Genomic DNA, 13247 nt, shown 5'->3' with positions numbered 1-13247 from the left:
CATACGGGGATGAACCGGTGCGCATGGCTGACTTATGGATTCACGCTGCGTGTTCCCCGTACATACGGGGATGAACCGGTCATTGATAACAATCTGATCGCCCGTTTCCCGTGTTCCCCGTACATACGGGGATGAACCGTGGCATCAACATTGGGGATAGACTGCATTGACGTGTTCCCCGTACATACGGGGATGAACCGGTGACGTTATGGCTAAAATATTGACGGATATTGTGTTCCCCGTACATACGGGGATGAACCGATCAACTTTCGCGACTCTCGCCTGCAAAAGGTGTGTTCCCCGTACATACGGGGATGAACCGGTTTCATCTGATATAAACTCATTCGCATCAATGTGTTCCCCGTACATACGGGGATGAACCGGGGTTGGTGAAAGAGGTCGAGGCCATATTCCACGTGTTCCCCGTAAGCACGGGGATGAACCGAAAAGAAAGGTGCTCGCTCTGAAGTTTTAAATGTGTTCCCCGTGTGTACGGGGATGACGATTGCAACAACTCTGCATGCTCCGTGTAGGTGTGCCCCCCTGTTATCTACTGCATGGCATGAAGAGATTGATTTCATACCATCGACTTTCATCGTTTAATCACAGTATTCATCTGATTTCATTTGTATAGTTCGTCTTAAGATGATTGATTGTGGGGCGGTGATGCCAACTTATTTTCAATACTGGGGAAAAGCCAAACGCGATCCTGAGCAGCCCGGTGCAGATTATCATTTACTTCCGTACCACTGCCTGGATGTTGCTGCAGTCGGCTACTTGTTGCTGGATCCGAACAAGCCGCTCACTCAGGATTTGGCAGACTTCCTTGATATCAAACCAGCACAGTTGCGTGTAATCTGGGCCTTTTGTCTGGCACTGCATGATCTGGGAAAATTTGCCTCAGCGTTTCAGCAACTGTATCCAAATGGCTACAAAGCTCTGCAACAACCGAATCGTGTGAAAACTTACGACGGCAGAGACTATCGCCATGATCGTATGGGGTTGTATTTCTGGGAACAAAGTAAAACGGTCATTATGACAGCGTTGCTCAGGGAAACAGAATGTTCCCCCCGTGAGCAGGAAATAGCGGCTGATACCTTTCTGGTGCTGATGGATTGTGTATTGGGTCACCATGGGCAGCCCGTCGATAAAAATGATTCCAGATCCATCAAGCGTTTTACTGAAACACATAATCTGGCTGATTCTCAGCAGTTTATCCTTGAAGTCGCGGATTATCTTAAGCCAGCGTTACCACTGGATAAGTTGCTATCTAAAGAATGGCGTCGCCGGTTAGAGCAGGTAAGTTGGCAGTTCGCGGGTATCGCCGTACTGGCTGATTGGGTGGGTTCTGACCGTCACTTTTTTCATTACTGCGATGCGCCAAAGCCACTTGAAGAATACTGGCCCATTGCCTTAAACAACGCGCAAAGTGCTTTAGCGAACACGGATTTACACCGCCAGCCAGACGTTCTGCCTTTCAGCTCTGTTCGGGAGTTGTTCGGGTTTGACCCGACACCGCTCCAGGCGTGGGCTGAAACTGTTCCACTTAGTCAGTCTCCGCAGCTATTTATTCTGGAAGATGTCACTGGCGCAGGTAAAACCGAAGCGGCACTCACGTTGACACATCGTCTTATGCAGTCTGGTATCGCCGATGGCTTCTATTTCGGCCTGCCGACAATGGCGACCTCCAACGCCATGTTTAGCCGGGTTGCTGATCACTATCACAAGATGCTGGCATGGCAAGACGACCAACAGCCCAGCATTGTACTGGCCCACGGTGCACGCGAAATGAACCAGCGGTTTCGTGAAGCCATACTGGCATCCGGGGTCAGTGATACCGATTATGACCGCAGTGATATTAGCGCCACTGCACAGTGTAATCAGTGGCTGGCAGATTCCCGTAAGAAAGCGCTGCTGGCCCCGGTCGGTGTCGGCACGATTGATCAGGCGTTACTCGCGGTGTTGCCGCGTCGGCACCAGTCCCTGCGTTTATTAGGCCTGAACCGAAAAGTCCTGATTTTTGATGAAGTCCATGCTGCCGATGAGTACATGCTCGAGCTATTGGAAAGTCTGCTGGCGCTGCATTTTTCTCAGGGTGGTTCGGCCATTTTACTGACGGCGACCCTGTCACTCAAACAACGTGAGCGTCTTTGTAATGTCTGGTTGAAGTCGGCCTGTCTGCCTCAGAATGTATTACAGAAATCCGATTTTCCTTTGGCGACTCAGGTTTCTCCTGATCCTGATTCACCTGTGGTGGAACAACCACTGGCAAGCCGCGCTTCAGTCAGCCGCGAGGTGAGCGTGACTCAGTTGACGAGCTTTGATGCTTGCCTGCAAGTCTTGTTTGGCGCAGTGGAAGCCGGACAGTGCGTGGTGTGGGTGCGTAATACAGTAAACGATGCAATAGAGGCTTTCGATGTGGTACGCAGTCGGATGATGAATCCGGACGACTGTCTGCTATTCCACAGCCGCTTTGTCTTGGCCGATCGTAAACAAAAGGAAGATCTGGTGCTGGCGACCTTTGGCAAAGAGGCTAAGGCTGCTGATCGCCGGGGCAAAGTGCTGATTGCCACTCAGGTGTTTCAGGAAAGTCTGGATGCCGATGCTGACGTGATGATCTCCGATCTCTGCCCGATTGACGACCTGATTCAGCGCACCGGGCGTTTACATCGTCATACCCGAAATGTATTGGGTGGATATCAGCAAGATTGCAACGATGCCCGGCAGCCTCCTGTGCTCTATCTCCATGCCCCGGTCTGGGACGACACACCCGAGGCCGATTGGCTGAGCCGGGATTTTCAGCCTACCCAATTTGTTTACCGTTCGCCGGGTCGTTTATGGCTGGGGCTGCGCGTTCTCAGAGAACTGGGTGCAATTCGAATGCCGGCACAAGCACGAGAGCTGATTGAAGCGGTGTATAGCGAAGAAGCACAGAGCCAGATCCCCGCGTCCATGCAGAAAATGGAAGATGAGTATGTTGGGAACGCTCTGGGCACCAGTGCAAAAGCAAAATCTAATCTGATCGACTGGCAACACTATGGTTACAGCGATCGCAGTGCGAAAGGTTGGCACGAAGACAGGACGGATATCAGCACCCGTTACAGCGACCGGGAAACCGTTGAGGTGCTGTTAGTCAGGGAAACGAAAGCGGGGCAACTGGTTCCTTGGATTGACGATCCTCGTTTTGCTGTCGCGCTGAGTACGGTCAAAGTGGCTAAAACCACTTATGCCGACAAATTGATACCGATACCGAACCATCTGCAACCCGCGCTGGGCGTGTTACAACAGCGCTACAGACAAACAGAATTCATGACAGTCTGGCTGCCAGAGTCGGACACGAATTTTACGTATCACTCAACGACAGGGTTATGTGAATGTCATACACAGGAGGTGTGATGAACCTAATTCACGATTCATGGTTACCTTTCACTCTGCGTGACGGCAGTGAAAAGGTACTACCCATTACGGCGATTTGCGATCCTGATGTGGTGGACTTTGCCCTGCCAAGGGCCGATTTTCAGGGCGCAGCGTATCAGTTTGCCATCGGGCTGTTGCAAACTGTCTTTGCACCACAAGATAAATACCAGTGGCAGGACTTTTTTGATCAGCCTCCCGTTGCGGATACCTTGCAACAGGCATTTGACAAGGTCGCTCACGCATTCAACGTGACCGGAGACGGCCCGCTGTTTATGCAGGATTATGACCTGCTGGAAAGTGCTAACCCCACCACAGTAGCCGGACTCTTGATTGAAGCACCGGGGGCAAACGGCATCAAGCTGAATACGGATCATTTCATTAAACGCGGTATTGGTGAAGTGATGTCACTGGAGAGCGCAGTATTAGCGTTGTTTACCTTGCAGATTAACGCACCTTCCGGTGGTTCGGGGCACCGGGTCGGTTTGCGCGGTGGCGGCCCCTTAACCACCCTGATTTTGCCATCACAAGACGCTTCATCGCTGTGGCAAAAATTGTGGCTCAATGTGATCAATCGGGATGAATGGCGTTACGAGGACCCGAATTTTACCGATGGCACTGTATTTCCCTGGTTGGTGCCCGCACGGACCAGTGAGAAAAAAGGCAGTGAAATTTATGAGCATGATGTGCATCCGCTGCACATGTACTGGGCGATGCCAAGGCGGATTCGGCTATGTGTTGAAGAACAACGAGCCGTCTGCCAGATCTCCGGGGAAGCGTCTGATCGAAGTGTTTCAGCCTATCGCACCCTGAACTACGGCGGGAATTACTCGGGTACTTGGTCACACCCCTTAACTCCGTATAAATCCAACCCGAAAAAACCCGATGAAGAGCACTTGTCGGTGAAAGGCCAGCCGGGTGGTATCACTTACAAAATCTGGGACAGCCTTGCGCTGAGCAGTGAAGCAGAAGGGTTGCACTGCGCGCAAGTAATCCGTCATTTTTATTCGTTGTGTAACAACTATCCGGCGCTAATGGGTTATTACCCAAGACTTTGGGCGTTTGGATACGATATGGACAACATGAAAGCCCGCTGTTGGTATTCCAATTTGATGCCTTTGTTCACGCTTGATCCTGAGCAACAGGAAGACATGGTTCAACGGGTGAAAACGTTACAAAGCCTGGCATCGAATGCCCTTTGGCAATGCCGGACACAAATTAAATCAGCTTGGTTTGATAAACCAGGCGAAGCGAAAGGAGATACCTCGTTTATTGATTTGGCATTCTGGCAGCGTAGCGAGTCAGCATTTTACATTGCTGTGCAGCAGTTGATTGAAAGCGCTGAACATGATGAGTTTGATCTGTCTTCGCAGCAGGCGAAAGACTGGCTGACTGCATTGCGTCAGGTTTGTCTGGATCTGTTCGATGAATACGCACTGTCTGAATTGGGCAGTGAGCGATCGATGGCTAAACGAATTGTGGCTCGCCGGGCATTAATGGGCTGGTTGTTTGGTGGAAAAGAGATCAAGAATTTCATTAAAGATAACCATATTGAATTCGACAAGGAGAGCGTCTGATGGAGAGTGCGACACAAAATACCGTACTGCGCTGGTGGCAAAGTATGTACCTGTCTCCCTCGCAGCTTAAAGAAAAGGGTATTGCACCCGCACCAAGCGGCCAAAAAGCACAGTTAAAGCGTTGTGAGTCGGCCGATGCTGCTTTGCTGGCCCCGGGCTTTCGGGCGCTCTGGCAACAATTACCGACATCGATTCAGGATACCAATAAAGCCCATACATTTGAGTGTTGGGCAACGATTGCGGCAGCCCTGGTACATGTTAAAGCCGACACCGGCACTAAACTGGCAACTGCGGCTGGATTGAAAGGCGAGGGTGATAAATCTGTGGTGAGTGAACTGCGTTTTGCCCAGTTGCAGAGCGCCAAAACGCCCGATGAATTCTTACGTCGCCTGCGTCGTATTTTGCAGCAGGTCGACGGCAAGGTATCTGTGCAATCCTTAGCGGAGGATATCGAGCACTGGTTCCGCGAGCATAACAATGTTCGTCCGCGCCAAGCCGATAAACGCATCAGTGTGCGCTGGGCAATGGACTATTACCGCGCCGCGTCAGGGAAATAATTTAATTCAATAAGGATAAGATCATGAGCCAGTTTATTCAGCTTCACCTGTTAACCTCATACGCACCCTCTAACCTGAACCGTGACGACTTAGGCCGTCCGAAAACAGCCAAAATGGGTGGATTTGATCGCCTGCGGGTCAGTTCACAAAGCCTGAAGCGCCATTGGCGCACATCCGAACTGTTTGAACAGGCGATGCAAGGTGAACTGGGTATTCGTACCAAACGGTTTGGTCATCAGATTTTCGATGCTCTGATTCAGGGCGGAGTGAAAGAGAAGTCTGCTAAAGAGTGGGCCAGTACGATTGCGGGTGTGTTCGGTAAAGGAAAAAAAGACTCGTTAGACATTGAGCAGCTCGCCCATATCAGCCCATCTGAACAGGATGCGGCGTTATCACTGGCTGCCGTCCTTGCTGCTGAAAATCGAGCGCCTAACTCAGAAGAGCTGAATGTATTGAAAGCAGAGCAAACTGCTGTTGATATTGCCCTGTTTGGTCGAATGCTTGCCTCTAGTCCGGCGTTTAATGTCGAAGCGGCCTGCCAGGTTGCTCATGCGATCAGTGTGCACAGCGTGGTTGTTGAAGATGACTACTTTACCGCGGTGGATGATCTGAACACGGGTAAAGAAGATTCAGGTTCAGCCCATATTGGTGAGCAAGGTTTCGCCGCCGCTCTGTTCTACAGCTACATCTGCATTAACAAAACCTTGCTGACGGAAAACCTGGGTGGTGATGAATCACTGGCGAACCGTGCGATTCAGGCGTTGACAGAAGCGGCAGTCAAAGTATCGCCTACCGGTAAACAAAACAGTTTTGCTTCTCGTGCCTACGCCAGTTTTGCGCTGGCTGAAAAAGGCGAACAGCAACCGCGTCAACTTTCTGTTGCTTTTCTAAAGCCAATTCATGATGAAGATCAGGCTGACGCAGCGGTAACAGCATTGTTGAAACAGGCTGGCAATTTTGATCAGGTCTACGGCCCGTGTGCGGATAGCCGTTATTCGTTCAACGCACTGACTGGCGAAGGGTCATTGGCTGAACTGCTGAACTTTGTGGCGGAATAAACCGGAGGCAGGATGAAGAACTACTTGGTTTTTCGCTTATACGGCCCGCTGGCGAGTTGGGGGCAGGCGGCGGTGGGCGGTGATCGCCCGACCGGGGTGCAGCCGACCCGCTCAGCGATTCTTGGCCTGCTGGGTGCGGCACTGGGGATCCGGCGTGAGGATGAGACCGGGCTGAAAGCTTTGCAGCAAAGTGTACAGATTGCCGTGAAGCAGACGGTTCCCAGCTCTCTGATGCGGGACTACCATACTGCGCAAGTTCCGTCACAACGTAATAAAGTGGTACACAGAAGCCGAAAAAGTGAACTTAGTGAAGATAACCTGAATACGGTATTGTCGAGCCGAGATTATCGTTGTGATGGCCTGTGGATTGTTGCAGTGTCACTCACCGACAAGGCTAGCCTCAGCCTGGAGAAGCTGCAGGCCGCGTTGCTCAAGCCAGTATTCACGCTTTGTCTGGGGCGGAAATCCTGCCCGCCAGCCTTACCGCTGATGCCAATAGTAATCGAAAATTTGTCGCTGAAAGATGCGCTGGACACGTTATTTCCCGCTTTGACCTGCTCAGAGAAAGAAGATGCACTCTGGCTGGGCCATATCGGCCGGGTGACCTATTTTTGGGAAGGCGATAAGCATGCGATTGAAGACAAACGTGTGCTGACGGTGCACCCTTGGGATGAACCGGTCCATCGCCAGCGCTGGCAGTTCCGGCAGCGGACCATGTATCAGTTGTCGGTTCCTGAAGCGGCTGCATCCGAATTGCATGGCTCTGAACATACAGGGAAGGAGGATGGGCATGTATCTGTCTAAAGTGACGCTCGCTTCGTCGGGACAGGCTGCGGCGCTGTTTGCCCGGTTCGGCGGCAATGGTGCTTATTCAGGCCATCAGATGTTATGGCAGCTCTTTACACACGCAAGCGATCGCCCTTTCCTGTTCCGGCAAGAAATCGGGCCAGGCGGACGACCTGAATTTTATGTGCTGTCTCAGATTGCGCCTACGCAAGACTTGCCGGTTTTTCAGGTGCAGACCAAGTTGTTTTCCCCTCAGGTTCAGACCGGACAGCGGCTGGCCTTCAAGCTGCGGGTTAACCCGACGATTTGTGTCACGGATGAACACGGCAAAAGTCGCCGTCACGATGTGATCATGCATGCAAAACATCAGGCAAAACAGTCCGGTAAAGTTGAACGGGAAACAGCAAACGTGTTGATGAATGAGGCAGCACACCAGTGGATTTGCGATGAGAAACGCTTAGCCGCCTGGGGGATTCAACTGGATGTGTTGCCAGATGTTGAGCGTTATACCCAGCATAAAAGTCAGAAAAAATCTGGCCGCCAGGTTCAGTTCTCCAGCGTTGATTTTCAGGGCATTCTGACGGTGACAGACCCGGAACGTTTTCTGGCTCAATATGCGCAAGGCTTTGGCCGCGCTAAAGGGATGGGGTGTGGATTGATGCTGATTCGTCCACTCTAACGTTTCAGGGCCATGATTTTCATGGCCCTGTTATTCGCAAGGAGGTGACATGGCTTTTATTCCTCTCAAACCCATCCCAATCAAAGATCGCAATTCGATGATTTTTGTCGGGATGGGGCGTATTGATGTCCGCGACGGGGCTTTTGTGGTGATCGATGAAGTCAATGGTGAGCGGATGCATATCCCGGTCGGGTCGATTGTGTGCATCATGCTGGAACCGGGGACGCGGATTAGTCATGCTGCGGTGAAACTAGCAGCGACGACGGGCACCTTGCTGATTTGGGTTGGTGAAGCGGGGGTTAGGCTATATTCCGTTGGTCAGCCGGGTGGTGCGCGTAGCGACCGATTACTTTATCAGGCGCAATTGGCATTGGATTCGGACTTACGGCTGAAAGTCGTACGCAAAATGTTTGAGCTCCGTTTCGGCGAGCCTGCACCGGAACGTCGTAGTGTCGAACAATTGCGTGGTATTGAAGGCTCCCGTGTTCGTAATACCTATAAAATTCTGGCAAAGCAGTACGGGGTGGAATGGAAAGGCCGCAATTACGATCCGAATGACTGGACAAAAGGCGATGTAGTTAATCAATGCATCAGTGCTGCAACCTCCTGTCTGTATGGAGTAACGGAAGCTGCCATCCTGGCCGCGGGTTATGCCCCGGCAATTGGGTTCATCCATACGGGCAAGCCGTTGTCATTTGTCTATGATATTGCGGACATTCTGAAATTTGAGACTGTGGTGCCGATTGCCTTCAAGATTGCTGCAAAGCAACCTCGATCGCCAGATCGGGAAGTCCGGCTTGCCTGTCGTGAACTCTTTCGTTCCGACAAAGTGCTTAAGCGGTTGATTCCATTGATTGAGGAAGTGTTGAGCGCCGGAGAAATTGAACCACCGCTGCCGCCAGATGATGCGCAGCCACCTGCGATTCCAGAGCCGAAGTCACTTGGGGACGCCGGACACAGGAGTAAATAACCATGAGTATGCTGGTGGTCGTTACCGAAGCCGTGCCGCCCAGACTAAGGGGGCGACTGGCCGTCTGGCTGTTAGAAGTGCGAGCCGGTGTTTATGTGGGTGATGTGTCGCGCCGGGTGCGTGAAATGATCTGGGAACAGGTGTCTGAGCTGGCCGAAGACGGCAATGTCGTGATGAGTTGGGCGACCAATACCGAGTCGGGATTCGATTTTCAGACTTACGGCGAGAATCGCCGCGAACCCGTTGATATAGATGGTTTACGCCTCGTTCTGTTCAAGCCGGTTGATGCGCCAGATGCGTAGTTTTCGGTAGCGAAAAGTTTGGTAGAATTTTTGAGGTGAGAAAAGTGCTTATAAAACAATGATCTAAAATTAGAGTGTTCCCCGTGAGTACGGGGATGAACCGACGCCCATTCTTATCACCATACTCTGGAACAAGTGTTCCCCGTGAGTACGGGGATGAACCGTAACTATGACTGTAACCCCACTGGGGGCTTCAGTGTTCCCCGTGAGTACGGGGATGAACCGACATCGCAGCACTTCTTGAGCTGGCTGACTATGTGTTCCCCGTGAGTACGGGGATGAACCGTTTTCCCGCCTGGTAGGTCAGTAATGAACGCAGTGTTCCCCGTGAGTACGGGGATGAACCGAACTGCTGCAGTCCCATGCGCTACTCAGAGGTGTGTTCCCCGTGAGTACGGGGATGAACCGCCACAGACGACAGCCTCTTGCTCTGCCATCCGGTGTTCCCCGTGAGTACGGGGATGAACCGTGCAGCACGGCATGCCTTTATCCCTCACCTGCGTGTTCCCCGTGAGTACGGGGATGAACCGTATTCTGCGGATACTGCTTCTCAGGCTTCAGGGTGTTCCCCGTGAGTACGGGGATGAACCGTGAGCGATGCCGCGTGCGGGAGGAGATCCGACGTGTTCCCCGTGAGTACGGGGATGAACCGTTCGTGCATTCAGTTGAATTCGCCGGGGCAATGTGTTCCCCGTGAGTACGGGGATGAACCGTTTGGCGATGGCTATGAGCAACGATCACCCGAGTGTTCCCCGTGAGTACGGGGATGAACCGGTCGTTGCTGTATCGTATTTCACCACCATGGAGTGTTCCCCGTGAGTACGGGGATGAACCGTTATTTCGATCCCCATCAATACCCCTTTGCGCGTGTTCCCCGTGAGTACGGGGATGAACCGAAAACTATCACATCTCTCACTAAAAACTGGGCGTGTTCCCCGTGAGTACGGGGATGAACCGGATGGATTCACTATCTGATACCAAATATGTTGGTGTTCCCCGTGAGTACGGGGATGAACCGATGCGGGGGAAACGTGGATACTAATGAGCACAGTGTTCCCCGTGAGTACGGGGATGAACCGGCTAGAGGCGTAGCGGAAAGGCTAATAACTCTGTGTTCCCCGTGAGTACGGGGATGAACCGAGGCATTAAACCCTCGTCCAGTAATCAAGCAGGTGTTCCCCGTGAGTACGGGGATGAACCGTCGGTCATGACGCTGCAATCAGGACAAACGGTGTGTTCCCCGTGAGTACGGGGATGAACCGATGCCGCGACCTGCTGGCACGAGCGGTATATAGTGTTCCCCGTGAGTACGGGGGAGGGACCGACTGAAGCAACTTTATGGTCAGGGGTTATCAGGGTTACTTCATTTGACCGATGTCAAGAGGTAGAGTTATTATAACTCTAGGTGAAATGCATAGATGAGGAGCAGTGAAAAGCAGAGACTTAATTAAAGAACTGGAAGCAGCAGGTTGGGTGTTGGTTAGAGTGAAAGGAAGTCATCATCAATTCAGACACCCAAGCCACAAACTGCCGCTAACGGTCCCCCATCCGAAAAAGGATTTAGGAATGGGGCTGGTAAAAGCCATTAAGAAACAGGCGGGACTGTAAAGCCCGCTTAATCTGTGATTCATTGTTGAAGGAGATCTTATGTTGTATCCAATTGCAATCGAAGTAGGCGGTTCTGATTACACTCATGGTGTGGTTTTTCCTGATTTGCCAGGCTGTTTCTCTGCCGGCGATACATTAGAAGAGGCTATGGCAAATGCTAAAGAAGCAGCTCACTTGCACTTAGAGGGATTGGCTGAGCATGGTGATATGCCGCCGAAGCCAAGAGCTTTGTCAGACTGGCAGAGTGATGCTGAATATGAGGGCTGGGTATGGGGTGTTGTTGAAATTGATATCGAGCCTTATCTGGGGGGAGCGATAAAGAAAAACGTTACCCTGCCCAGGCTGCTACTAAAGAAAATAGATGACAGGGTAAAGGAAAATCCGAAGTACAAAGATCGTTCCCATTTCTTACAGATTGCAGCCGGTCATGAGTTGGAACGTTAAACGCCAATCGCTTTCACCTTTTGGGTGCCTCTAAATTCAGGTTAGGGTTACAACTGTTCAACTCGTGATTGTTATCTCATTTGATAGCAGAGCGAGAAGTACCGCGTTTACTTCAGCCCAAGCAATCCCCACACCAGGGAAAAATTCATGGATGAATTTTCAGGTTGTCGGCGCCGGGAGCGCCTAACCGACCCGGACAACACCAGAGAACAAAAGGCATTTCTGGGGACTCTTTTGGCCTGAAAAGCGTACCTGGCGCGCATCAGAAAATGCTGCGTTGTGCCCTGAGATTGAAGCGCGACATACCACTACAAGCCACCCCTACGCACCATAATAAAATGCTATCGTCACCACAAAAATTTTTTGTGTTGTGTACCTGATTTTTTTATTGCGTGGAAAACATGATGACTTTACTATCGCGCCGCTTCTTGATGATAGCCAATCCGAGTACATCACAGCTGATATTGTGGCAAGGCGATAGAGCAACTATCCAAGAGTGACTTTGACTGCGCTTGTGCGCTTTTTTTGACGCTCCACTTTTCATCATTGCGGATGAAAAGTGCTATTGATTGTTGGAGGCCTGCGATGGCTCATGCTCATTCTGTACTCGATTTTCATTCTTTCTCTGCTCAGACACTGGCGGCTGACGAGGTTCAGTTAATTGAATCTTCAGTAGCCCAGTTCGGTGCGCCGTTATTACTGCTGGATTGTGATGTGATCCGCCAGCAGTACCGTGCGCTCAACAATGCACTGCCTAATGTGACCCTTCACTTCGCGCTCAAGCCGCTGCCGCACCCGGCTGTGGTGAGAACCTTGCTCGAAGAAGGGGCCAGTTTTGATCTGGCGACCAGTGGTGAAGTGGATCTGGTGGCGCAGGAAGGTGTACCTGCCGAGCGTACTATTCACACCCACCCGATTAAGCGTGATGCTGATATCCGCGACGCGCTGGCGTACGGCTGCAATGTGTTTGTGGTGGATAACCTCAATGAGCTGGCGAAGTTCAAAGCCTATCACAACGAGGTAGAACTGCTGGTGCGTCTGAGCTTCCGCAATGCAGAAGCCTTTGCTGATTTGTCGAAGAAGTTCGGTTGTTCACCAGAGCAGGCACTGACGATCATCGAAACGGCGCAAGCCTGGAATATCCGCATTAAAGGCCTGTCGTTCCATGTGGGGTCGCAAACCATGCACTCGCAGAAATACGTCGATGCGATTCGCACCTGCAAAAAGGTGATGGAACAAGTGGTGGCGCGTGGTTTACCGGCACTGAGTACCTTGGACATCGGCGGCGGTTTCCCGGTTTCCTACTCGCAGCAGGTGATGCCGATTGACCAGTTCTGTGTGCCGATTAACGAGGCGCTGAACGAACTGCCTGAAACGGTTCAGGTACTGGCAGAGCCGGGTCGCTTTATTGTGGCGCAGTCGGTCACCAGTGTCGCTTCAGTGATGGGACAGGCTGAGCGTGACGGTCAGATGTGGTACTACCTGGATGACGGCATTTACGGCTCGTTCAGTGGGTTGATGTTTGACGATGCCCAGTACCCGCTGGTGACACTGAAACAGGAAGGTGAGTACGCGCCGAGCGTACTGGCCGGTCCGACCTGCGACAGCATTGATGTGATTGCTGAAAACATCATGCTGCCAAAACTGGATAACGGTGATTTGATTATTGGCCGCATGATGGGCGCCTATACCAGCGCGACCGCGACCGATTTTAACTTCTTCAAACGTGCGCAGACTGTGTTGCTCAACGAGCATGACCAAAGCTGTGAACGCATGATTGGCTGACGGATCAGTAAGCCCTCACTTCGGTGGGGGCTTTTTCTTTGCGGCTTGTTCTATAAGGCTAGGTACA

The 13247-nt window shown here is 51.7% G+C and carries 11 protein-coding genes and 2 CRISPR repeat arrays (1 of these 13 running past the window's edge); all 11 genes read left to right on the top strand.

The genetic code is table 11. The annotated features are described in order from the left end of the window. A CRISPR array of direct repeats spans window positions 1-445; the repeat unit is 30 nt; unit sequence CGTGTTCCCCGTACATACGGGGATGAACCG (it extends 74 nt beyond the left edge of the window). Window positions 446-666: 221 nt separating this feature from the next. The 11 genes from cas3 (at window position 667) to D6M16_RS13770 (ending at window position 13180) form a co-directional block, all read left to right on the top strand. Next, a complete protein-coding gene (cas3, locus tag D6M16_RS13820) occupies window positions 667-3396 on the top strand; it encodes a CRISPR-associated helicase Cas3' (RefSeq protein WP_120512451.1) in 2730 nt (909 codons plus the stop codon). Further along, complete coding sequence (gene casA, locus D6M16_RS13815; RefSeq protein WP_120512450.1) at window positions 3396-4991, top strand: type I-E CRISPR-associated protein Cse1/CasA; 1596 nt, start codon at window positions 3396-3398, stop codon at window positions 4989-4991. The genes cas3 and casA overlap by 1 nt, the downstream gene beginning before the upstream one ends. Further along, window positions 4991-5548: a type I-E CRISPR-associated protein Cse2/CasB gene (casB, locus tag D6M16_RS13810; protein ID WP_120512449.1), complete on the top strand. Its 558-nt coding sequence runs from the start codon at window positions 4991-4993 to the stop codon at window positions 5546-5548. The genes casA and casB overlap by 1 nt, the downstream gene beginning before the upstream one ends. 23 nt (window positions 5549-5571) lie before the next feature. Further along, a complete protein-coding gene (gene cas7e / locus D6M16_RS13805; RefSeq protein ID WP_120512448.1) occupies window positions 5572-6606 on the top strand; it encodes a type I-E CRISPR-associated protein Cas7/Cse4/CasC in 1035 nt (344 codons plus the stop codon). Window positions 6607-6618: 12 nt separating this feature from the next. Then, window positions 6619-7410: a type I-E CRISPR-associated protein Cas5/CasD gene (gene cas5e / locus D6M16_RS13800; RefSeq protein WP_120512447.1), complete on the top strand. Its 792-nt coding sequence runs from the start codon at window positions 6619-6621 to the stop codon at window positions 7408-7410. After that, the gene (cas6e, locus tag D6M16_RS13795) at window positions 7397-8071 is read left to right on the top strand and encodes a type I-E CRISPR-associated protein Cas6/Cse3/CasE (protein ID WP_120512446.1); all 675 of its coding nucleotides are present in this window, start codon (window positions 7397-7399) and stop codon (window positions 8069-8071) included. Before cas5e ends, cas6e begins: the two co-directional genes overlap by 14 nt. Window positions 8072-8120: 49 nt before the next feature. Further along, window positions 8121-9041, top strand: a complete 921-nt coding sequence (gene cas1e / locus D6M16_RS13790; RefSeq protein WP_120512445.1) for a type I-E CRISPR-associated endonuclease Cas1e — start codon at window positions 8121-8123, stop codon at window positions 9039-9041. A 2-nt stretch (window positions 9042-9043) separates the two neighbouring features. Next, window positions 9044-9343: a type I-E CRISPR-associated endoribonuclease Cas2e gene (cas2e, locus tag D6M16_RS13785; RefSeq protein WP_120512444.1), complete on the top strand. Its 300-nt coding sequence runs from the start codon at window positions 9044-9046 to the stop codon at window positions 9341-9343. Between the two features lie 74 nt (window positions 9344-9417). Beyond that, window positions 9418-10605: direct repeats of the CRISPR family, unit length 29 nt; unit sequence GTGTTCCCCGTGAGTACGGGGATGAACCG. Window positions 10606-10771: 166 nt separating this feature from the next. Next, complete coding sequence (locus tag D6M16_RS13780) at window positions 10772-10951, top strand: type II toxin-antitoxin system HicA family toxin (RefSeq protein ID WP_120512443.1); 180 nt, start codon at window positions 10772-10774, stop codon at window positions 10949-10951. 39 nt (window positions 10952-10990) lie between these two features. Beyond that, on the top strand, window positions 10991-11395 hold the full coding sequence (locus D6M16_RS13775; protein WP_120512442.1) for a type II toxin-antitoxin system HicB family antitoxin: 405 nt from the start codon (window positions 10991-10993) through the stop codon (window positions 11393-11395). Between the two features lie 585 nt (window positions 11396-11980). Continuing rightward, the gene (locus D6M16_RS13770) at window positions 11981-13180 is read left to right on the top strand and encodes a type III PLP-dependent enzyme (RefSeq protein WP_120512441.1); all 1200 of its coding nucleotides are present in this window, start codon (window positions 11981-11983) and stop codon (window positions 13178-13180) included. The last annotated feature ends 67 nt before the right edge of the window (window positions 13181-13247 follow it).

Origin of the sequence: Photobacterium salinisoli (genome assembly GCF_003614885.1) — a bacterium.
GTDB lineage: Bacteria > Pseudomonadota > Gammaproteobacteria > Enterobacterales > Vibrionaceae > Photobacterium > Photobacterium salinisoli.
This window is presented reverse-complemented; position numbering and strand designations above follow the sequence as displayed.